Here is a 22,929-nt window from a genome sequence, read left to right on the forward strand (position 1 = left end):
ACACCGGACCTGGTCCGTTCCGGACGCGTCCTCCAAACCTCCGTTAAATCACCCTTCCATCTGCCTGCCCAAAAATCCGGCAGCCGTAGAAGCCAGTTTCACTTCCATATCTCCAAATTTCGTTCTCGGTTCCCTTCCGAGAATGGCAACGGCGCCAATCGCATCGCCCTCACAGATAATCGGAACGATTACCTGGGCCGTAGTTCCCTCCGGCTCTTCCGATACAAGAGTAATAAAGTTCTTGTCTTCTTTTACTGCCGTAATAGTCATACGCTCTGTAATCGCATTTTCGAGCTGTCTGCTGACCGGCTTCTGAAGATAATCCTTTTTAGGACCGCCTGCCACGGCAATGACCTGATCGCGGTCCGTGATACAAACCATAAGCCCGGTGGACTGGGCCATGGCCTCCGCGTACTGAACGGCAAATGCAGCCAGTTCGACCATCGGCGAATATTTCTTAAGGATAATTTCTCCTTCTCTGTCCGTAAATATTTCAAGCGGAGTACCTTCCCTGAGTCTGAGAGTACGGCGGATTTCTTTCGGAATTACCACTCTTCCCAAATCATCAATTCTTCTGACTATACCTGTAGCTTTCATACAAAAATTCCTCCATCTTACATTTTCCACATTTATCTGTATCGTTTTGCATAAATGTAGTATCTGTAAAACAGAGGAATTTATACCAGCAAATCAAATTATAATTAATTTTCTGATGCGTTTTTTTATGATTTTTTACTTATACGTTCTGTTAACGCCTGGCCGCAAACTTCGGATTATTCTTCCGATCCAGGATAACCAGGACAACTGCCAGTACTAAAAGACCGGTCAGGGTTCCAATCCAGCCATTCTGCGTAATGCCTGCTGCCAGATATCCGATTACACAGCATCCGGCCACACAAAGTACATACGGAATCTGCGTGGACACATGGTTAATGTGATCGCACTGCGCTCCTGCCGATGCCAGGATTGTCGTATCGGAAATCGGAGAAACATGATCGCCGCAGACGGCTCCTGCCAGAATTGCCGACGTGGAAATTGTCAGCGCATTCATGTTTTCAGCGCCGACTACTGCAAAGGCAATCGGAATCAGGATTCCAAACGTACCCCAGGATGTACCGGTGGAAAATGCCAGACCACAGGCTACCAGGAACATGATGGCCGGCATAAGCGCGCCTACCAGAGCGCTTCCGCCAACGACCGAACCGACATAACCTCCGATATTCAGGTAATCCGCGCTGCAGATACCGGACAGCGTCCACGCAAGGCACAGGATCATGATGGCCGGAATCATTGCTTTTATACCAATCGTAAAACTTTCGCAGAATTCATTAAAACGGATTACTTTTCTTACAAGATAGAATATGAAGATAAATACCAGCGTGAAGAAGGAACCAAGTACCAGGCTCAGCGCGGAGTCACAGTTGGCAAAAGCCTCCACAATCCCCACTCCCTCCATTATTCCTCCCGTGTACAGCATGCCGCTGATACAGAAAACTATCAGAATAATAATCGGGGCAACCAGATCGATAACCTTTCCGTTCCCTGCAATGGTGACTGCTTCCGCGTCAATCGTCTTTTCCTTTCCCTCTCTCTCCACACGCTCATTATATTTCTTCATTGCCGCAAAATCAAATCCACCGAGGATGATAAAGAGCATGAATATAATAGTAAGGATTGCATAGAGATTAAACGGAATCGTCCGCAGAAACAGGCTGAATCCATCAACACCGCTGTCTTCCGGAAGGGATGAGCCTACGGCCGCAGCCCAGCTGGATATCGGAGCGATAATGCAGATTGGGGCTGCTGTGGCATCGATAATATATGCCAGCTTTGCCCTGGTAATCTTATGCTTGTCCGTAACCGGGCGCATAACTGTACCCACAGTCAGACAGTTGAAATAATCATCGACAAAGATAAGGGAGCCTAAAAACATAGTCGCCAGAAGCGCTCCCCGCCTGCTCTTAATCGAACGTGCCGCCCATTCGCCGTATGCCCTGGATGCGCCTGATTTTGTAATCAGAGCCACTACTATGCCGAGGAATGACAGGAACAGAAGGATATTGACGTTGCCGCCAATCTTATCTCCCATAATGGAAATTACGGTTTCCACCGCATGGACCGGATTCAGCCCGGTAAAAAGGAATGCGCCTGATAGAATACCAATCAGAAGTGATAGATACACCTCTTTCGTAATCAATGCCAGTGCGATTGCTACGATTGGCGGTATCAGCGCAAATATTGTACCGCTCATAATTATAACCCCCCTGGTTTTATTTCCGCATTTAATGCGAAGTATTTTTCTATATAATAAAACGCCCCGGCGGCTTTGTCCAGCACCCCGGGGCAATTTCTTTCATATTTATGCAATTTTTATGTGTTTTTTAACGTTTTAAACCCCCTGGCCCTGTTCATGCGCCTCTTCATCAGCCATCTCCAGGGCTGTTGCTTCATATTTAGCAAGAATAATACTCTGAATCATATCGCGCGTACCGGAATTGATAGGATGTGCAATATCACGGTACTCACCATCCGCAGCTTTGCGGCTCGGCATAGCGATGAACAGCCCCTTCTCCCCTTCGATTACTTTGATGTCGTGGACTACGAATTCATTGTCCAGCGTGATGGAAACAATGGCTTTCATCTTGCCTTCTTTCTCAATTCTTCTTACTCTTACGTCCGTAATCTGCATAAACCAAACCCCTCTCCCGTCTGTTCTTTATAATGTAAATCTTTCGTTTTTCTCGATGACAATCTTTAAGTTGTCAGGTGTACCGATATGCGTCGTATTGGCACGGATTGTATCCCTGCTCTCCACAATACAGTTCTCGATTACAGTGTTGTCCCCAATATATACGTCATTTAATATAATAGAATTCTTAATTACACAGTTATTCCCAACATAGACCTTCTTGAAAAGAACTGAATTCTCCACCGTTCCGTTCAGGATACATCCGCTGGATACCAGGCTGTTTCGTATCATGGCGCCCGGATTGTACTTGGCCGGGGGCAGATCATCCACCTTGGAATAAATCTCCGGATATTCTTTAAAGAAGTAGTGTCTTACTTCCGGCTTCAGGAAATCCATATTGGTTTTGTAATAAGCGTCCACGGAAGCGATGTTGTTCCAGTAGGTCGGAAGCTTATATGCATAAATCCTCTTCAGATTCTTATAACGCACCAGAATATCGGTTACAAAATCATATCTGTCTTCCGCCGCGCAGCGTTCAATCAGTTCGATTAGCTGGCGCCTTCTTATCACGTAGATTCCGCAGGAAATCGTATTAGAGGTCGCCACCATCGGCTTCTCCTCAAAATCCGTAATACGGCCGTCATCATTCGTCTTTACAAGACCGAATCTCGTAATATCCACTTCCGGTCCCATATCTTTGCAGACAACCGTGATATCTGCCTTTTTTTCAATATGGTATTCAAGGACTTTATTATAGTCCAGTTTATAGATTCCGTCACCGCTGGCAAGCACTACATACGGTTCATGGCTCTTCTTAAGGAAGTCCAGATTCTGATAAAGCGCGTCTGCCGTGCCTCTGTACCAGTCGCTGCTCTCGGCTGTGATAGTCGGCGTGAAAACATACATACCCCCCTGCTTTCTGCCGAAATCCCACCATTTGGAAGAGCTTAAGTGTTCATTCAGGGATCGGGAATTATACTGTGTAAGTACAGCAACACTCTGTATATGAGAGTTACTCATGTTGCTCAGAGCAAAATCGACACTGCGGTAGCTGCCCGCGATAGGCATTGCAGCGATCGCCCTCTTGTTGGATAACTCTCTCATTCTCTTGCTGTTGCCGCCTGCTAAAACAATACCAATTGCTCTCATTGTACTCCACCTGCCTTTATTATGTAATCGCCGCTTTCAAGTACTCCGCCGTGGTAATCATCCGGTGTGGTCTCTCCGGAAATCGCCGTATTCCTGCCGATTCTGACTCCGGCCGGAATCGTGGAACGCTCTCCGACTACCACAAGTTCAAACTGATATACCTTCGGATCATATTTGCTTGGTGCCATCTCGCCTTCACCCAGCACTGCTCCTTCTCCTACCGTCACGTCTTCTGCGATAATGGCCTTATCCACAACGGCCCCTGCGCCGATTACGCTTCCTTTCATAATAATTGAATCTCTGACGACAGCTCCTTCTCCGATCGTAACTCCTGCTCCAATCACAGAGTTGCTGATCTCACCATACACTTCCGTACCTTCTCCAATAATACTCCTCTCAATTTTGGAATTCTCGGATATGTATTGAGGCGGAATGATATCACTCTTAGTATAAATTTTCCAGTACTCCTCATATAAGTTAAACTCGGGGATAATATCAATCAATTCCATATTGGCTTCCCAGTAAGACCCCAGGGTTCCAACATCTTTCCAATATCCGTTGTACTCATATGCAAAGATTTTCTTACTCGCCTCGTGGCAGAACGGAATAATGTGTTTACCAAAATCACATCCCGGTTCCTCCGACAGCTTGATCAGAGCATCCTTCAGTACCGGCCAGCTGAAAATATAGATACCCATGGACGCCAGGTTGCTTCTCGGATTATCCGGTTTCTCCTCAAACTCAGTAATCAGGTTATTGTCATCTGTAATGACGATACCAAAACGGCTGGCCTCCTCGATCGGCACCTGCATAGCTGCAATGGTTACATCAGCATTATTCGCTTTGTGATATTCAAGCATTACCTCATAATCCATCTTGTAGATATGGTCTCCGGAAAGAATCAATACATATTCCGGGTTATAATTCTCCATATATTCAAGGTTCTGATAGATCGCATTTGCCGTACCCGTATACCAGTCGCTTCCCTTACTTTTCTCGTAAGGAGGAAGAACCGTAACACCTCCGACATTGCGGTCAAGATCCCAAGGAATACCAATTCCGATATGCGCGTTCAGACGCAACGGCTGGTATTGTGTTAAAACTCCGACTGTGTCTACTCCGGAATTAATGCAGTTACTGAGCGGAAAATCAATAATACGGTACTTTCCGCCGAATGAAACTGCCGGCTTTGCAACCTTCTGTGTCAACACGCCGAGTCGGCTGCCTTGTCCTCCTGCTAAGAGCATTGCAATCATTTCTTTTTTAATCACGATATCACCCCTCGATGCATAGATTTGTGTAGCTATTTATGTGCTTACTATTATAGCACACTTTTCCGAAATAGTGAACAAATTTTTACTAGATTTAGTATTATTTTTGTGCATTTTCCGACATTTTCCGTGTTTCCTTTAATATATTTTTTCAAATCCCCTTCCATATATTTCCTTTTTTCTCGGAAAACCGCTAAAATACGGGAATTTCACGGGAATGTTCTATTTTATTTACTCGGTTCCGGAAAAGCTTAGTCTTCGCTAACTCATGTATTATAATTGAAAATAGCCATGAATTCTTCTGGGAATAAGTGGCACGGCACAGCAGACACAAAACAGGGAGTATCCCCCAGGCTTTTCTATGCCTGAAGGATACTCCCTGTTCATATTGTCTGTTAAGGTACTGAGCCGTGAAACTACATGCATTGAAAAAACTCACCCAGCCGTTCTGTCAGTTTCCCGGCCTCCTCATCTGTTTATTTTTTTAACTCATCCAGTACTCTCAGCACGGCACCCTGATCGGCAGATGTGACGAGAGCGGCGTATTTTTCAAGCGCCGGTGTTCTCGGTTTGGTAAGCGGCTTCACTTTTGCCAGACGCTCCCTGATTATTTCCTCCGGTACATCTAACTCAAGCCTCCTGTTCGGTATATCGATGATGATTCTGTCACCATCTTCGACTGCGGCAATCGGGCCGCCGGCCGCCGCTTCAGGAGAGATATGGCCGATGCACGGCCCCCTCGTGGAACCGGAGAACCTGCCGTCCGTAACTAGCGCACAGCTCTCATCCATCCCCCTTCCGACCAGAAGGGAAGTTGTCATATGCATCTCCCTCATGCCGGGTCCGCCTTTCGGCCCCTCGTAACGGATAACAATCACGTCCCCTGCCCTGATCCGGTCGTTTGAGACGGCATAGCTTGCATCTTCCATAGAATGGAAAACCCGCGCACGGCCTGTGAACTGGTACATGGACGGCTTCACACCCGATTTTTTAACAACCGCGCCGTCGGGAGCCAGGCTTCCGTACAGTACCGCGATTCCTCCCTCCTCATTTTTAGGCCGGCTCACCGGGTAAATCACATCGTTTTCAACCAGCGGCGTACCGCTCAGATTTTCTGTTATCGTTTTTCCCGTCACGGTCATGTGAGCCGGCTCCAGCCTGCTCTCAATCGCCTTTAATACGGCCGGGATGCCCCCGTTCTCATGCAGGACAGACATCGGATACCGGCCCGACGGCTTCAGATTACAGATATAAGGCACTTTTCTGCTGATTTCGTCGAAGTCCTTCAGGGTCAGCTTAACATCCGCCTCGTTGGCAATCGACATCAGATGGAGGACCGTATTAGTCGACGCCCCCATGGCCATCACGGCGCTGATTCCATTTAGCAGCGCCTCCCTCGTCAGAATCTTCCGGGCCGTCAGCCCTTCTTTTATCATTTCCACCGCACGCTTCCCGGACTGCTTAGCAAAACGGCGTTTCTCTGCCGATACCGCCAGCGCGGTACAGGAATGCGGAAGGGCCAGGCCCAGTATTTCAGCCAGACAGCTCATGGAGTTGGCCGTTCCCAGCATAGCGCAGGTCCCATACGTGGGGAGAGCCCGCTTTTCAATCTCCAGCAGCTCTTCCTCCGTCATTTTTCCCATCTGTGTCTGCCCGATAAATTCCCTCATATCGGTCAGTGTGATAATCTCCTTATCCTTATAGCTTCCGGCCATCATAGGCCCGCCCGGAAGAATGATTGCCGGAATATCCACTCTGGCGGCCGCCATGATCATTCCCGGCACAATCTTGTCGCAGCCGGGAAGCATCACCATTGCGTCAAAATGATGGGCTTCAATCATCATTTCTATCGCATCCGCTATATTCTCCCTGCTGGGCAGCGGATAACTCATGCCGCTGTGGCCCTGGCAGATGCCGTCGCACAGTGCAATTGTATTAAATTCCCTTGGGATTCCTCCCGCCTCCCAGATTCCCTGTTTCACATGTTTTGCAATCTCCCGCAGATGGATGTGTCCGGGCACCATCTCTGTAAAGGAATTGACGACGGCTATCAACGGTTTATGAAGGTCGTCCGTGTCAAGGCCCGTGCTGTACAACAGCGCCCTGTGCGCGGAACGTTCGATTCCATTGGTCAGCTCGCCGCTTTTATAGCTGCTGTATTCAAATTTCGATTCATCCATGCCTGCTTCCTCCTTCTCTCTTCTTACTTCTCTCTTCTTATTAAATAATATACCTCAGCAGCAAACCAATATCAAACAAGTACATTTTGAATATAAACAATATTTATCTTGTATTTCACAATTTTACATGATACACTGATCCGTAAAGTCAGTATGATCAGAAGATTAACCCGCGTTAACGGCGGGTATGATTTAGAAAGGAGAAACTCTTGCAAGCCAACCAGGAAATTTTTTTGTTAGTTGCCGAAGAGATGAGCATCAGCCGGGCGGCTCAGCGCGCCTTCGTCTCGCAGCAGTGTGTCAGCGACCATATCAAACGGATGGAACAGAATTATGGCGTCCGGCTTTTTACAAGAAAACCTCGTTTTCAGCTTACGGAGGCAGGGCAGTCCATGCTCCACTCCCTTCAAAAGATTCAGGCGATCGAGAGCAGCCTTTTGGACAGTCTGGCAAAACGGGCAGGGGGAATGAAGGGCAGCTTCACCATGGGAATCAGCGCATCCCGCGCTCAGATTTTCCTGCCCTGGGTGATTCCGGAATACTCCCGAACCTTTCCGGAGGTGGAGATCCGTTTCCTCATGAACGATACCGTTGTCCTGGCCGAAAGCCTCCGGAAAGGAAACCTGGATCTGTTTCTGGGTGTCAATACCCCATATAGCGAGGATCTGAGCTTTACGCCTTTATGCCGGGATGAGCTGTGTTTTATGATATCCGACGGACTGTTAAAACGCCGCTTCGGCAAAGAATACGCACATCTGCTTGCCGCAGAAACAGATCTCAGTCAGTTCGCGGATATCCCTTTCATCAAGAGCTATTCCACCAGTGTCGTGAACTCAGCCCTGAAGGAATACCTGGATCAGCACCATATCGATCTCTATTCCCCTTACCAGATCAGTGACACCGATACGCAGATCTCCCTGTGCGCCAAAGGCGTGGGCGCCGGAATCGGTCCCCGTATGCTGCTATCCCGGATTCACACCCATAACAGGAACTGCCCGGAGGAGGAATACATCCATATACTTCCGGTCAAAAATTTCAATAAATTCCTCCAGATTGATTTGGTTTCGTTAAACTATATTGAAAAGCCCCTCTACGTTCAGGCATTCGAGGAAATGGCGGTTCGCGCAATACAGAAGAATTATATGGCCGGGGATTTAGTAACCCCTTGAAACCACTGGAAAAATAAAGTATAATGACAGCATTGACAAGAAAATACAAAAAAGTTATATAAATGAAGGAGTCACATTATGAACTTAGTAACTGTAAGAGAGATTTACCGTTCCAGAGAAGCTTATCTCGATAAAGAAATTCAGATTGGCGGCTGGGTAAGAAGCGTCAGAGGATCAAAAGCCTTTGGTTTTGTTGTCGTCAGCGACGGAAGCTATTTTGAAACGCTGCAGATCGTTTATCATGATACACTGGAGAACTTTTCCGATATATCCAAGCTGAATGTAGGGGCTGCCATCATCGTCAAAGGTAAGCTGGTCGCCACGCCGGAAGCAAAACAGCCTTTTGAAATCCAGGCTTCTGAGATCCTGATTGAGGGTCCGTCCGCGTCCGATTATCCGCTTCAGAAGAAACGCCATACCCTTGAATACCTGAGGACGATCTCCCATCTCCGTCCCAGAACCAATACATTCCAGGCCGTATTCCGCGTACGCTCCCTGGCAGCTTACGCTATACATCAGTATTTCCAGGAGCACGATTTCGTTTATGTGCATACTCCCCTCATCACAGGAAGTGACTGTGAGGGAGCCGGCGAGATGTTCCAGGTAACTACGCTTGATCTGAATAACGTGCCGAAGACACCGGAAGGCGCCGTTGATTTTGCACAGGATTTCTTCAATAAACCGACCAACCTGACCGTAAGCGGACAGCTCAATGCCGAGACTTACGCCATGGCCTTCCGCAACGTCTATACTTTCGGACCGACCTTCCGCGCCGAGAACTCTAATACGACGCGCCATGCGGCCGAATTCTGGATGATTGAACCGGAGATGGCTTTCGCCGATTTGAATGACAATATGGCTCTTGCTGAGAGTATGTTAAAATATGTAATCCGCTATGTTCTGGAACATGCTCCGGAAGAGATGAACTTCTTTAACCAGTTTATCGACAAGGGGCTTTTAGAGAGACTGAACCATGTTCTTAATTCCGAGTTCGGCCATGTTACCTATACGGAAGCCGTAAAGCTTCTGGAAGAGCATAATGATGAGTTTGATTACAAGGTATTCTGGGGCTGTGATCTTCAGACGGAGCATGAGCGCTATCTGACAGAGAAGATCTTCCAGAAACCGGTATTCGTCACAGATTATCCGAAAGAAATCAAAGCATTCTATATGAAGATGAACGAAGACAACAAGACGGTAGCCGCCATGGACTGTCTCGTACCGGGAATCGGCGAGATTATCGGCGGAAGCCAGAGGGAAGACGACTACGACAAACTGGTGGCAAGAATGGACGAACTGGGCCTCAGGAAAGAAGATTACGGTTTTTATCTGGATCTGAGAAAATACGGTTCCACAAGGCATTCGGGCTTCGGGCTCGGATTTGAGCGCTGCGTCATGTATCTGACAGGCGTTTCCAACATCCGTGATATCATTCCGTTCCCAAGAACGGTTAATAACTGTGAATTATAGTATCGGCTTAGGAGCTGCCGCGTCGGATTTATCTGCGGCAGCTCTGTCTGGTATTAACGGCTTCTGGAAAAATTTGTAACGGTTCCGACAGGATGGGCTGTTACACAGAATTTACTATTAAAGGGGGATCATTGTGAAGTTTATACATACCGGCGATATCCACTGGGGCATGTCCCCGGACAGTGACAAACCATGGAGCAGGGAACGGGCCCGCGATATCCGCGACACGTTTGCCGCTATCATTGAAAAGACAAGAAAAACAGGGGCCGACTGCCTTTTTATCGCAGGCGATCTGTTTCACCGCCAGCCGCTGCAAAAGGATTTAAAAGAGGTCAACTACCTCTTTTCCACCATCCCCGGTGTCCGGGTTATTATAATCGCCGGAAATCATGACAGGATCCGCTTAAGCTCTGCCGTCTTAAGCTTTTCATGGTGTCCCAATGTAACCTTCATCGACAGCGAAGAACTGACAAGCTACTATTTCCGCGATATCAACACGGAGGTGACCGGCTTCAGCTACCATACTGCGGAGATTACGGAGCCGCGTCTGAACCAGGCTTATGCGCCGCATGACGGCCGGATCCATATCCTGATTGGGCACGGGGGAGACTTGAACCACACGCCGATCGACAAGGCCGCGCTGGCAGACTCCGGATTTTCTTACATAGCGCTTGGCCATATCCACAAGCCGGAAGTTCTGATTGAACGCAAGATGGCTTACTGCGGCTCCCCTGAGCCGCTGGATAAGACGGAGACAGGCGCCCACGGTATCTTCTACGGAGAGATTAACCCATCCACCCTGCTGGTTACCAAGCTTGAATTTATTCCGATGTCAAAGCTGCGCTACATCCCTTTGATTGTAAATGTCACCCCTGCCACAACCAATACGGAGCTATGCCTTAAAATGTCCCACGAGATTGACAAGCGCGGAACTGATAACATCTACCGGTTCCGGGTACGGGGAATGAGGGATCCTGATATCACATTTGATCTGGACTCCCTGCTGCTCCGCTATAAAATATCCGATATCCTGGATGAATCAGAACCGGAATATGACTTCAGCGCGCTGTTTGCCGAACATCCCAGCGATATGATCGGCTTCTATATCCGTGCGCTTCAGAAACCCGATATGAGCCCTGTGGAAAAAAAGGCGCTGTTTTACGGAATCCATGCCCTGCTTCTCACAACCGATGAAAGGAGTTAACAAAAGTGCGTTTTCTGGATTTATACATAAGCGGATTTGGTAAATTTCATAACACGTCTGTCTCCTTTGAGGACGGCATCAATATTGTCTACGGCAAGAATGAAGCAGGCAAATCCACCATTCACACCTTTATCCGCGGAATGCTCTTTGGCATCGAACGCCAGAGGGGCAGGGCCGCCAGGACGGATACCTACAGCAAGTACGAGCCATGGGAAAACAGCGGAACCTACGAAGGACAGCTGCGCCTGGAATCCGACGGTATTGTATACCGCATTGAGCGGAGCTTTCAGAAGAATAAAAAAGAATTTATCATTGTTAATGAAACCCTGGGAAAAGAGGTTGAGCCGACCAAGGCATTTATGGATGAGCTTCTGGGAGGATTAAGCGAAACAGTCTATAATAATACCATCAGCATCAGCCAGTTAAAAAGCGCCACCGAGGACGGAATGATCTCGGAGCTTAAGAATTATATTGCCAACATGAATACCTCCGGCAATATGGCCCTGAATATCACTAAGGCCACCAATTACCTAAAGGGGCAGAAAAAACAGTTTGAAACACAGCTCAGCCCCGAGGCGGCGAGAACCTACACGATGCTTTTAAGTGAAATCCGCAATATTGAAAAAGAGATTTCCTCGCCGGAATATGAGAATCAAATGCAGGAATATGTGAAGATGCGCGACAGTGTCAAAGAAGAAATTGAGTTGAACCAGCAGGAAAAGGATGAGCTGGCTGACAAAGTACTCAGAGGACGCCAGATGCTGGACGACTATGAATTTTCCGATGAGGCCTCCATTTCCGCATATTTAAATAATGCCGAAGAGATATACAGCTGCTATAATGACTCGAAAGCCGTTACGCAGAGCGGCGGAGGACGGATGGTTCCCATCATACTGTTTTTGCTGGCCGCCGCAGCCGCGGCAGGCTCCGGATACTTCCTCTACTGGTATTTTTATCCGTATAATACGCTGCTTCCTGTTCTGCCGGTTAAGCTCAAACCTTATACCACGGGTATGGCCCTGGCCATCGGCGCGGCTGTGCTGCTGGCCGGCGGATTCTTTACTCTGTTCCGCAGAAAGCGCCTTCTCAAAGAGGCAAAACTCTGTACCGCCACCCTCTCGGAGATATTCAAACGCCATTTGGGCGACAGTTCAATCAGCGATGAGGCCATGGAAGCCCTGCGTTCCCGTCTGGGCGAGTTTACAAGGCTTTGCCAGATGATGGCGAAATCAGAAGAAACACTTAAATTGCAGACGGAAAAAATCTCAACGCTGCGGGAGCGCCAGAACAATTGCAGCGAGGTGATTGAGAAACAGCAGCGTATCCAGTGGGAGCTGGAAAAGAAGCTGGAGCATCTGGCCGACTGCAAAGACAGGGCGGCCGCGCTGAAACGGATTATCACTGAGAATGAACGGCTGCGTCAGGATATCGCGGCAATTGATTTGGCCCAGGAGACGATGCAGGAGCTTTCCATGTCCATACGGGACTCTTTCGGGCTGTATCTGAATAAGACAACCTCGGAGCTGATCAGCGGCATCACCGGCGGCATTTATACCAGCATCAGCATTGATGAAAACCTGAATGCATTCCTGAATACAAAGAAAAAGCTGGTTCCACTGGAGCAGGTCAGCAGCGGCACGGCCGACCAGATTTATCTGGCGCTGAGGCTGGCTGCCGCCAAGTTTATCCAGGGCGGGGAAGACCGGATGCCTCTCGTCTTTGACGACAGCTTCGTGCTCTATGATGACGACAGGCTGCGCACGGCGCTGACATGGCTTTCCAAAGCCTGCCGGGGACAGATTATTGTATTTACCTGCCATAAGAGGGAGGGACGGATTCTGAAAGAGGCCGGAGTGGATTATAACCTGATCGAAATTTGATTTGATTTCCGATATTAGAATTGACGGACCGGCCGACGGATACGGCCGGTCCGTATAAAAAGGCATTCAGTCCGCTCCCGCGGCCGGATGCCTCTTTTTCATTGATGACGGTGACCTGTGCGCAGAGTGCAGGTTATCGTTAGATATGAACATGACCGGATTGTTACGGTTGGATTACTTTAGCCCAGATTTCCATGCTTCCGGTCTCCGGGCTATGGTCCGCGTACCGCTCCGCACAGAACGGCTCCGTCTGTAATTTATGCTTTGGAATCCATGTTCCGTAAAAATACTGCTGCGCTTTATAGAGCGCATCCATCACGAGAGCTTCAAAATTTTCCGCCTCAAAGGAGCAGACAATATATTCCCCTTCCGGAAGTTTCCACTCCCTGTATCCGGCCGCCGCTTCCGTCCCGGCCCTGGCCCCTGCAAAATAGTTAAAATACCCTGGGTCCGGGCAGGGATAAGACACTCCTATCTCCTCCTCCAGGAACAGACTGGATGTATTCTCCTTCTGTTTATGAAAGCCGCGCCACAGAAAATCCAGCGGATCAATTCCGGACTCCGTCCCCAAACCGGCTGTAAACTGAACCGGCATCGTCTTCTCCATGCCGATAAAGCGGATTGGCTCTTTCACCTGACGCCTGTTAATCTCCAGGACGATTCCGTCGGTGATGAGCGGCACGCCTTCATCAATCAGCGTATAGTGGAGCAGAAGCTCAGGCTTTGTCATCCGGTTGAGGGTTTTTGGATGGCTCCTGTATTCTTCCGGCGTCATCCCAAAGGTAGACTTAAAGGTTCTGCTGAAATGTTCGTGGGAGGAAAAACCCAGCTCCACCGCTATGTCCAAAATCCTTCTGTCCTTTGAAAGCAGGGCCTCCGTTGCTTTTGCCATCCGGCGCAGCCTGATATATTCCGCAGCCGGCTTTTTTACCAGACGCCTGAACAGCCTCTGATAATAAAAAGGCGACAACGCTGCTTTTTCCGCCAAATCCCGGATACTGAGTTCCTCGCCCAGATGTGATTCGATAAATTCGATTGATTCCTGTATTTGTTCCCATGCATGCATATTAAGCACCTCCTGTATATACAGAATACCATTTCCCGCCTGGCTGCGTTTGACTGCTGATGCCCTGTAACAAATCAGACCGCATGAGCTGTTATGATCCCCTTCTTTTTCATTTTTTATTTTTATCAAAATGCTGGTAATCTTTCGGGTTGTTCCAGTCCCCGCCCCAACGGAATCCGTGTTTGGCAAACAGTTTATACGCCAGATCCTCATGGGTTATCACATGAGGCAGTCCCGTATCCCTCTTAATATAGTCATTGGCATTGGAATGCTCCCATTTCGGCGAACCGGAGGAATAGGAAACGTAAGGGTTCTGCTGCGGGTTTATATCAATCGCTCTGCCATACGCATGATTCGACAGATTTCCGCCCCCGGAGATTTCGCGGTAGCAGAAGGCCGATGTGTTATTCTCATCGATAGACGCGGAATCTGAAGTCTCCGCATCTCCTGTCCAGTAGTTGTCTATCAGATACATAGACTGAATCTGATACCCGGAACGGAATAATTCCTTGAATATGCTTATCACATCATCCTGTATATCCTTGTTAACGATCATTTCCCCCACCTGAATCCGGCCGTCGTAATTATAATGCGGCATCTTCAGGTACCGCAGGGAACTGAGCGGCACATAGGGATTATCACGGTAAGATTTCCCGTCAATGCGCTGGTGCAGGTTATCCCCCTCCTCGATCTGCCAGCTCATAAAATAGCGGTCGAGATGGTCAAAATCGATCTGCTCCGTATCAAGAACCGTACCGGGCGCCAGGCCGCTGAGACTTTCCAGCCGTACCGGCTGTGTTTCCGGTTCCGTTACAGGTTCCGTTTCCGGTTCTGTCTCATGCCCTGTTTCTGCTCCGGACTCTGTCTCCAGCTCTGTTCCAGTCCCTGTTTCTGTTCCGGTCTCTGCTCCGGTTTCATTCTTATACTGCTCCTCTTTCCCCGGCCCAGTCATTCCGCCGCTGCCTGCCGACGGCTCACCGCTCCCCGTCACCCCGGCTGGTGCCGCGGATGCGCCGCTGTCACCGGTTCCGCTTGTCTTTTTACCAATGTAAACCACTGCAGCCACAATTAATAATACCACCAGTATTCCGGCAAGTATCCATGTCGTATCAACTCCGCTTCGGTTCTTATGCACGCTGCGGTTTTCTCTGTCTTTCTTGTTCATTTTTTATATTCTCCCTAATTAGTTAAGCAGGTGAGGACGCCGTCGGTACGGCCAGCGGACGGGGCGGTGGTGGGCGTATATGAGTCTTTCGTCCCGGGGAAAACCTGAACCGGGGAAGTAGGCGGAATCAATTGCGGAGGGGACCTGGGAGTCCGCCGGTGCTTAGCGAGGTCCTTCACGAGCTTAGCATTCCGATGCGCACTCCAAAGAGTGCAAACGGTCCCCGCAGCAATTCATTCCGGCCGAATTCCCCCCTCATGACAACCTTCCACGGGGACGGAAGACTCAGACAGATACCCTCACCACACCGGACATGGTTCCGGACGCGTCCTCCAAACCTCAGTTAAATCTCCATTATGTGAACTTCCTCTAATTATACAGACACCATACCTGCCTGGCAATAAAAAAAGTTTACAAAAAAGCGCTTTAAAAGCTGCCGCAAGCTCTTAAAACGCCTATCATACTAAAACTTTGTCGCCGCCTATTTCCCCCCGATGCAAAAGGAGACGCCTCTCCCTTTCATTGCCATGGCCAGAAAAGGGAGAGCCAGGAAACTGCGCAGGAATGCCAGCATGACCCCTTGTATATATGGTGTTTTAGCACTTTTCATTTTTCACGCCGCCTTAGAAGAAGATGAAACCGATTGCTGCCGCCATGATTAAAGACAGGACCGTCCGCTCAAACCAAATCAGGAAGATATCCTTCATTTTTACAGGTATGTCCGTGGACAGCAGACAGGGAATGGAAGCCGAAAAGAATAAAATGGCCGATACGCTTGTCACCGCAATCGTAAACTTCGTAACCATATCGCTCTTCACCACCAGCATGGACGGTAGGAACATTTCGGCAATTTCAATTGCCGCCGCTTTTGCTGCCAGCATTGGCTCAGGCAGACGCAAAAGCCAGGTTACCGGATAGAAGAGGTAGCCCACCGCATCGAAAAACGGCGTATATTCAGCTACCAGCATACCGGCCAGACCGATTACCAGGATGCTTGCCGTGACGGCGGAGGACATCTTAATCGCATCTCCTAAGTAATATTCTTTCAGGTAATGGGAAAGCGGTTTTGACTCCCGTGCCTGTCTGATTCCGGCATGCCAGGCACGCTTAAACAGAGGCTCGCTGTAATCCATTGTGCTGTCCGCTTTTTTCTCATAGTAAGCATTGGGAATACCGGCTATGGGATAAATCCTGGCCGTAACAGCAGTCACGAAGAAGGTTACAAAAAAGCAGGCAAAGAAATACAGCGTCCAATGCTCCATAAATCCAAGGGTATTGGCAATGACAATTAAAAAGGAGATCGATACGGTTGAAAAGCCGGTAGCAATGATGACGCTCTCTTTTGCACTGTACACTCCTTTTTTATACAGGTCGTTAGTCAGAAGCACTGCCAGGGCATAGCCGCCGGAGAAGGACACCACCGCGTCGATAGCGCTCTCTCCCGGTGTTTTCCATATCTTTCTCATGACCGGCTGCATGAATGCACTGATGAATTCCACCAGGCCGAAGTTCAGGAGCATTACGTAAGCCACTCCTGTCACGGGTATCATGAGGGCAATCGGCACCACCACACTGTTGAATAAGAACGGAACCATGTCTGCACGCATGATCGATTCCGGTCCGATTTGAAACACTGCCATGATTCCAATTACGGTCCCCAGAAGCTTAATGGCGGTAAATACAAAATTAAATTTGGAAGTCTTATAGCTTCCGTTGACAATTGGCATGATACCGCCTGCCATAACCATCAGCAGAGTGAAATATGGTATCACCGGCCCGCAGGTTTTCTTGATTAAGTTGATAATATGCTGAATCGGGATAACCGATACGCCTCCTATGTCGACATTTACAAAAAACATGATTGCCCCGATCCCAGAAAAAAGAATAAACTTCAGAACCGCCGCATTGTAACTCCCTTTTGTACTCTCCATTTTAAATCCCCCTTATAAATCTCCCATCCGTATCCCGTGTGTCTTTTCCTCGTACTCTTTTTTATTTGCCGTCAGCCTGCCTGCATTTTTGTATACCGGCGCATCCTCTATCTTACCGGCAAACGGGTACTGTACATTAAAATATCTGAGTGAATTCAGGTGCTGGTCACGGCCGTACTCCCGTTTCAGCACCACACCGGAAAAATCCAGCGTCTTTGTGACCAGTGCCGGGGTCTCCGGGCATTGCAGGACAATCTGTCCTTCCGGATCTGCGATAATGGAATTTCCGCAGCAGGTTGATGCCCCAAGCTGGCCGGTACCGCATGTCCAAATATAGAACAGTTCATTCTCCAACGCCCTGGCTCTCGGTATAATCTCAGGCACATGGCGGTATTCGATCGGGTCCAGAGCCGGACAGAGAATCAGCTCTGCTCCTTTCAGCGCCAGCGTCCTGGAAATCTCGGGAAAAAACTGATCATAACATATCTGCAGCCCGACTGTAATCCCCTTCTCCTGAATTTCAAAAATACAGTAGTCCTCCGTTTCGTTGCTGGGCGCCGATATCTCTCCGGGCCGGAACGGTACTTTTTTCCTGTACCGGCATAGTAACGTGCCGTCCGGCCCGAAAACCGGGCAGGTATTGTAGGCTTCCCCATCCTTAAGCCCCTCCGCCTTCTCCGCAAAAGTTCCCGGCACCAGATATACACGGTGTTTTTTAGCCAGACTGCTTAATAATTGAATAGCCCCGTCCTCCATGGTAATAGGGAGCTTGCTTATCCCGAACTCCACGCCGACGATTAGCTCCGGCCTGACATATCCCATCATCAGATTTTCAACCGACTCCTCAATCACTCTCAGATTTGTATCCAGGTCAGCTGTAATTGTATGCTGCATAATGGAGACATTTAAAAAACGGTTTTCCATAGTATTGCTCCTTTCCTTATTAACATCATTTTAAGGTGTAATGCCGCTTGAATGTCAACTGTTCATAAATAAATCTTTTCTTTTATTTATCCTTGTTTTATAAGGATAAAAATGTTAAAGTTAACTTGAATGTTTAAGTATTAAGGAAGGAAACATGAGCATGAATGATAAATATACGATTGCCGATATAAGCCGTTTTCTAAATATCTCCAAATCCGCCCTCCGGTACTATGACTCGATTGGCCTGTGCAAGCCGTCCGCCAGAGACAGCCAGACCGGATACCGATATTATGAATATAACCAGTTATTTCAGCTCAATATGATTGGAAAACTAAAAAAGCTCAAACTGAGCCTGGAGCAGATCAAGGCTCACAGCAGCGCCAAAAATGTGGCTTCCCTGGAAAAGCTGCTGCTGGAACGGCGCAGCATCATAGCTGCCGAGCTGGCAGAGCTTCAGGAGCTGAACCGGCAGAATGAGGAATTGATCAATAAAATCGAACTGGCCCGGCGCAAATCCTCCTCCTTTGAGCTGCGCCGCTGTCCGGAGAGGTATCTTTACCGCATGAATATTAATTTCGCCAGCAGCGATTTATACGCCTGCATCAAGCTTCTCTATTCTTCCTATATCCGGGATTTACACAACCGGCCTTCCTATGATAAGGGGGATATCGTGCTTGAGATTCATCAGGAAAACGTGGAAAACGGCCATTTCCTTACTTATAACTCCATTGGCTTTTTCGTGGAGCCTTCCCCGGGCGTGGAGGGCACACGGCTTTGCGTCATCCCGGCCGGAACCTTTATCGTGGCCTGTCATGCCGGAAGCTACCAGACCATCTCAAAGACTTACCGGAAGCTGTGGAATTATATTAAGAAACAGGGGCTGACCGTCACAGGCAACTCCGTAGAAACATCTATTATCAATATCTCAATGACAAATAATCCAAAGGAGTTTGTCACGGAGATCCAAATACCGGTAGAAATGCCCTGAAACGGGGACAGATGAAATAATATAAGAAGCCAAAAATCCGGGGCCTCCTGAATGCAGACTCAGGCTCCGGCCTCAGCCTTCAGACTGATTCCTGTGACACACAAAAGGCTGCGGTACCTGTGACCGACATGTCACAGTGCCCACAGCCCTTTTTATGCAATTACTTCAATAACTTTAATATAACCTTCAATATAACTAATTATCTGTATTTTTCCAGTTTGCGTCCGGCTACCCAGCCCTTTGTCATCCATGCCACAATCCACATAACCGCTACAATTGCAAAACAAGCGACCGTGACAATCCATGAACCGGCTGTCCCCATCGTGGTAATCAGAATCGGCGGGATAACCTGCAGGCCTATGATAATGGGACGGTTAAAGATATCTGAGATACCGGAGTCTTCTATTCCCCGGCTCTTCAGATCCGGATCCACAACGCGCTGCAGCAATACACCTGTGGCGGCAACACCGGTGGCATGTCCCCACATCATCATGTTGCGCTCAAACCAGTCTTCCTCCGATGATTTTCCGCCAATCCAGAGAAACCACAGCCATGTGGCGGCAAATCCAAGAGCACATATCACAATCAACGGAACCGCATAATTCATAACTACGGTCAGGTTCAGGGAACCGATGCCTGATATCATCAGAAAATCAGTTGCCGTTCCCTGAATGCGCTGAATGGAGCCGCGATCCACATACTTGTATGCTCCGCTCTTGTTCAAAAGTGAATTGATAATCAATCCCGCAAACAGGGAAAGACAGAATTCCGGGATGGATACTTTGTAGTTGAAAGCCGACTGTGTCCAGCCTGCAAACCAGGCGGAAGCCATATATCCAAGCCACGAGGCAAAAAGAACAATACCGAGATGGTATCCCAGCGGATCGAGGCAGATTGAAGCCACGGTCCCCTTGGAGGTTGACTTCTGGTTCTCAGGCGGTACAAGTCCGGTTCTCATATCAATCGGAAGCTCACTCGGATTTTCCACATAATGTGTATATCCCTTGCGTGTTCCCCAGTTGATAATTAAAATTCCTGTGATAATTCCTCCCACAATTCCGATGGTTGCACAGGTATATCCCAAATCCGTCATGTCGGGCACGCCAAGATCGGCCAGCGATTTCCCGACTGCAGCAGCCGTTCCGTGGCCTCCATAGAAGCCGGTGGCCATCATCAGGCCGAAATTTTCATTCAGAGCAGGATACAGCTTTGTCAGCACCGTGATCGTTACCAGCATGCCGATGCCGTACTGGAGTACGGCGATACCGGAAATATTAAAAAACATACCCATGATCTTGGATCCGGACATAGCCCCTTTCTTAGGCCTGTCCCCAATGGGCGTAGCAGCGAAAACCAGCACGATCAGAACGCTGGCGTAAGTTCCAAAGGAACTGGACAGCGGGAGAATCCTGCATACCTCCCACGGACTTTTCGGGCCCAGTAACAGAGCCAGGACACCGGCTAAAACAGCCGGCGGGATCAATGCCTTCTGCAGACATTTTACCTTAGCCCGCAAAAATTCCCCAATCAGCAGCAGCGTTCCCATAATCGCTGCGTCAACCATCACCTGCCATATGGCAGAACTCATAGTCAATTCCATATAACTCATACCTCCTCACAGAAAGTCACATCAAATATGTACCAGGCTCATTAACTATAAAACCTTATTTCATTAAATCCATTCTATACGGCGGAATCATCGCTGCCTTCAAACAGCTTCAGGTTCCCGTCTCTGTCAAAAGGGACCTCCATAAATCCGCTTTCCACACGAATCGGACGGCAGGCAGCATCGATAGCGGCTCCTGACATATAAATCTCTTCCAGATGCTTTGTGTCGGGGATGATAACCATCCGGATCTCTTCCTTCTTTATTTTTCCGCACAGCTTGACACATGCCTGAAATACGGCCCTGTCATTCTCCACCACCATCGGAAGCCGGGAGCTGTTGGGTTCCGTGGAAGTCAGTGTATTGACGTAGGTGCTGCCGAAATCAATCTGTTCATACATATGCCTGGGGATAAAGTCGGCTAATCCCATACCGTTGGCGTTTCCCTCCGATTTTTCCGTTATGTTCAGTACGCCCAGCTTTATCGTCCTGGGACCGCCCCCCGCGGCATTCGTATGGAACCGGCCCACAATGTTGGTATCCATCCCGGTTCCGCTGATCTCCTTTCCAATCTCCCCCACTATCAGCACATCGATTTCATTAAGTGCAAGTCTGGCCATCTTATTCCAGGCATCCTGCAGATAATCAGGTTCATCGGCCATAATCTCTTCTTTTCGGGAAACATGTATCTTGGCAAGTCGGCCATAACCGTTCTCGATGGTAGAGACGCCGCAGATTACATTGAGCTGCTCCAAAGCAACGGAAGCGACGGCTATGATATTTTCCGCCATATTCTCATACCGGAGAAAATGGGTTGCTTCCGCCCCCTTCTGTTTCGCAAGACCTATGGCAAGCATCTTTACAAGACCACTTTCATAACGTCCCCGAAAGGAGGTATGGGGTTTTACCCGGTTGAACAGAATGATCCCGTCGGCCTCACAGGCATTCTTGTCAATATATACGCCAAGTCCCTGCCTCGTGGTGCCAATCTGGTTCACCTCCATATTGGAAACAACCGGTGCGCCTATGGTTTCCTCTGTGATTCCGTACTTTTCCAGCACCAGCTCCTGCCCTCTCGCCGTCGCTCCTCCATGACTCCCCATCGATGGTACCAGAAAAGGAATGCCTCCCTTTTCCTTCACAAAAGCTACAATTGTCTTGAGCAGCGGCACATATCCGTCGATTCCGCGGCTGCCGCAGGTTATCGCGATTCTCGATCCCTTTTTAATGGGAAGATTCTTTTCCTCTAATAGTCTTTTAAGCTCCCCTTCCGGATCCTCCAGCTCCTCCCTGTTAAAAAACTGGCGTACCCTGGCCACCCCGGGTATCTCGAAATTCTGCAAAAGCTGATTAATTTCTGTAGATATGGTAACTCCCCCTTTCTTATATTGTTACGGCAGTCAATCCTTAACCGGAGATCATCTCCTGCCCCGCCGAATAGGGCGCCGGAACCAGATTTCGAAAGGATTTGTTCAAAAAGTGGCTGATCTCTCCTTCCGTGGCAAATAAGAAATCAAAGGGCTTATTAAAATATCTGCAATATGCCCGGCACTCGCCCGGATAAAAACTGCCGTTCAAAACCTTACGGCTGTAATCGCTGCGACTGACGCCTATAATTTCCCCCATGTCCTGTTCCGTGAGACGAAAAAATTCTTTTTGGCCCAACAAATTGGGATACATATGTAGCACTCCTCCTTTCTTGGCGTATCGCCAAATCACAGTGTCATTATATTCTCAATTCGCCAATATGTCAAGATATCAGGGGGGATTTTGTTGACGATACGCCAACCATATGATATGATTCAGGCGAAGGTGAGGTGTCGTAATGAGTTTTACCGAAAGGTTAAAAGAAGCGAGAATTTCCGTCGGATACACACAGCAGCAGGTAGCCGATGCCATGGGGATCACGAACAGCACTTACTGCGGCTACGAGACGGGAAAAAGGCAGCCTGATGTGGCGAAGATAAAGCAATTGGCAAAAATATTAAAAACCTCCGGTGATTTTCTTCTGGAAACCGGTTTTGTCCCTGTGGGCAGCGAGGAAGATAAGACAGATATTTCCTGCTGCCATGAAGACTACGTTGCGGATATATTTGCGAATTTCGAACTTTTAGATAATGATTATAAGAATGTTGTGGAGAATCTGATTATCCAGCTGCTGGATATCCAGAAGAAGAATCAGCAGTCACAAACTAATAAAAAGTAAGCGAACTGCAAAAGTTCAGAGTTGAAATAGC

General features: G+C 48.5%; 20 protein-coding genes. 6 read left to right on the forward strand and 14 right to left on the reverse strand.

What is annotated here, in order from left to right:
• Positions 1-48 precede the first annotated feature (48 nt).
• From spoVT to ilvD, 6 genes are all read right to left on the reverse strand, one after another.
• Positions 49-597 (reverse strand): stage V sporulation protein T, encoded by a 549-nt coding sequence (spoVT, locus tag CLOSYM_RS14020; protein WP_003504814.1) that lies wholly within the window; start codon positions 595-597, stop codon positions 49-51.
• A 151-nt stretch (positions 598-748) separates the two neighbouring features.
• Complete coding sequence (locus CLOSYM_RS14025; protein ID WP_003504812.1) at positions 749-2,251, reverse strand: Na+/H+ antiporter NhaC family protein; 1,503 nt, start codon at positions 2,249-2,251, stop codon at positions 749-751.
• A 138-nt stretch (positions 2,252-2,389) separates the two neighbouring features.
• A complete protein-coding gene (spoVG, locus tag CLOSYM_RS14030) occupies positions 2,390-2,689 on the reverse strand; it encodes a septation regulator SpoVG (protein WP_003504811.1) in 300 nt (99 codons plus the stop codon).
• A gap of 27 nt (positions 2,690-2,716) precedes the next feature.
• On the reverse strand, positions 2,717-3,838 hold the full coding sequence (glgD, locus tag CLOSYM_RS14035) for a glucose-1-phosphate adenylyltransferase subunit GlgD (protein ID WP_003504808.1): 1,122 nt from the start codon (positions 3,836-3,838) through the stop codon (positions 2,717-2,719).
• The gene (locus CLOSYM_RS14040) at positions 3,835-5,109 is read right to left on the reverse strand and encodes a glucose-1-phosphate adenylyltransferase (RefSeq protein ID WP_021642607.1); all 1,275 of its coding nucleotides are present in this window, start codon (positions 5,107-5,109) and stop codon (positions 3,835-3,837) included. Before CLOSYM_RS14040 ends, glgD begins: the two co-directional genes overlap by 4 nt.
• A gap of 476 nt (positions 5,110-5,585) precedes the next feature.
• The gene (gene ilvD / locus CLOSYM_RS14045; RefSeq protein WP_021642608.1) at positions 5,586-7,289 is read right to left on the reverse strand and encodes a dihydroxy-acid dehydratase; all 1,704 of its coding nucleotides are present in this window, start codon (positions 7,287-7,289) and stop codon (positions 5,586-5,588) included.
• Between the two features lie 233 nt (positions 7,290-7,522).
• Between ilvD and CLOSYM_RS14050 the strand changes: the two genes are divergently transcribed.
• The 4 genes from CLOSYM_RS14050 to CLOSYM_RS14065 all read left to right on the forward strand — a co-directional run bounded on the left by CLOSYM_RS14050 (position 7,523) and on the right by CLOSYM_RS14065 (position 13,012).
• A complete protein-coding gene (locus tag CLOSYM_RS14050; RefSeq protein WP_147296714.1) occupies positions 7,523-8,458 on the forward strand; it encodes a LysR family transcriptional regulator in 936 nt (311 codons plus the stop codon).
• 78 nt (positions 8,459-8,536) lie between these two features.
• Positions 8,537-9,928, forward strand: a complete 1,392-nt coding sequence (asnS, locus tag CLOSYM_RS14055) for an asparagine--tRNA ligase (protein WP_003504805.1) — start codon at positions 8,537-8,539, stop codon at positions 9,926-9,928.
• A 133-nt stretch (positions 9,929-10,061) separates the two neighbouring features.
• Positions 10,062-11,132: a metallophosphoesterase family protein gene (locus CLOSYM_RS14060; RefSeq protein ID WP_003504804.1), complete on the forward strand. Its 1,071-nt coding sequence runs from the start codon at positions 10,062-10,064 to the stop codon at positions 11,130-11,132.
• Positions 11,133-11,137: 5 nt separating this feature from the next.
• Positions 11,138-13,012, forward strand: coding sequence for an ATP-binding protein (locus CLOSYM_RS14065; RefSeq protein ID WP_003504803.1), 1,875 nt, complete (start codon positions 11,138-11,140; stop codon positions 13,010-13,012).
• Between the two features lie 163 nt (positions 13,013-13,175).
• Here CLOSYM_RS14065 and CLOSYM_RS14070 read toward each other — a convergent pair whose 3' ends face one another.
• From CLOSYM_RS14070 to CLOSYM_RS14085, 5 genes are all read right to left on the reverse strand, one after another.
• Positions 13,176-14,078: an AraC family transcriptional regulator gene (locus tag CLOSYM_RS14070; protein WP_044902440.1), complete on the reverse strand. Its 903-nt coding sequence runs from the start codon at positions 14,076-14,078 to the stop codon at positions 13,176-13,178.
• Between the two features lie 109 nt (positions 14,079-14,187).
• Entirely contained in the window at positions 14,188-15,243 is a 1,056-nt protein-coding gene (locus CLOSYM_RS14075; RefSeq protein ID WP_021642612.1) for a M15 family metallopeptidase, read from the reverse strand.
• Positions 15,244-15,724: 481 nt separating this feature from the next.
• Complete coding sequence (locus CLOSYM_RS23665) at positions 15,725-15,853, reverse strand: hypothetical protein (protein ID WP_021642613.1); 129 nt, start codon at positions 15,851-15,853, stop codon at positions 15,725-15,727.
• Positions 15,854-15,866: 13 nt separating this feature from the next.
• On the reverse strand, positions 15,867-17,174 hold the full coding sequence (locus tag CLOSYM_RS14080) for a YjiH family protein (RefSeq protein ID WP_003504800.1): 1,308 nt from the start codon (positions 17,172-17,174) through the stop codon (positions 15,867-15,869).
• Positions 17,175-17,186: 12 nt separating this feature from the next.
• Positions 17,187-18,098 (reverse strand): carbon-nitrogen hydrolase family protein, encoded by a 912-nt coding sequence (locus CLOSYM_RS14085; protein ID WP_021642614.1) that lies wholly within the window; start codon positions 18,096-18,098, stop codon positions 17,187-17,189.
• 154 nt (positions 18,099-18,252) lie between these two features.
• On the opposite strand from CLOSYM_RS14085, the gene CLOSYM_RS14090 reads away from it, so the two are divergent.
• Positions 18,253-19,086: a MerR family transcriptional regulator gene (locus CLOSYM_RS14090; RefSeq protein WP_003510014.1), complete on the forward strand. Its 834-nt coding sequence runs from the start codon at positions 18,253-18,255 to the stop codon at positions 19,084-19,086.
• Positions 19,087-19,285: 199 nt separating this feature from the next.
• Here the strand turns inward: CLOSYM_RS14090 and CLOSYM_RS14095 are convergent, their stop codons facing one another.
• The 3 genes from CLOSYM_RS14095 to CLOSYM_RS14105 all read right to left on the reverse strand — a co-directional run bounded on the left by CLOSYM_RS14095 (position 19,286) and on the right by CLOSYM_RS14105 (position 22,372).
• Positions 19,286-20,686: a sodium/glutamate symporter gene (locus tag CLOSYM_RS14095; protein ID WP_003510016.1), complete on the reverse strand. Its 1,401-nt coding sequence runs from the start codon at positions 20,684-20,686 to the stop codon at positions 19,286-19,288.
• An 83-nt stretch (positions 20,687-20,769) separates the two neighbouring features.
• Entirely contained in the window at positions 20,770-22,035 is a 1,266-nt protein-coding gene (locus CLOSYM_RS14100) for a nickel pincer cofactor-dependent isomerase, group 22 (protein ID WP_003510017.1), read from the reverse strand.
• 64 nt (positions 22,036-22,099) lie between these two features.
• Entirely contained in the window at positions 22,100-22,372 is a 273-nt protein-coding gene (locus tag CLOSYM_RS14105; RefSeq protein ID WP_003504795.1) for a hypothetical protein, read from the reverse strand.
• Between the two features lie 145 nt (positions 22,373-22,517).
• Between CLOSYM_RS14105 and CLOSYM_RS14110 the strand changes: the two genes are divergently transcribed.
• On the forward strand, positions 22,518-22,898 hold the full coding sequence (locus CLOSYM_RS14110) for a helix-turn-helix domain-containing protein (RefSeq protein WP_021642616.1): 381 nt from the start codon (positions 22,518-22,520) through the stop codon (positions 22,896-22,898).
• Positions 22,899-22,929: the final 31 nt, after the last annotated feature.

Origin of the sequence: [Clostridium] symbiosum ATCC 14940, assembly GCF_000466485.1 — a bacterium.
In the GTDB taxonomy this organism is placed as follows: domain Bacteria; phylum Bacillota; class Clostridia; order Lachnospirales; family Lachnospiraceae; genus Otoolea; species Otoolea symbiosa.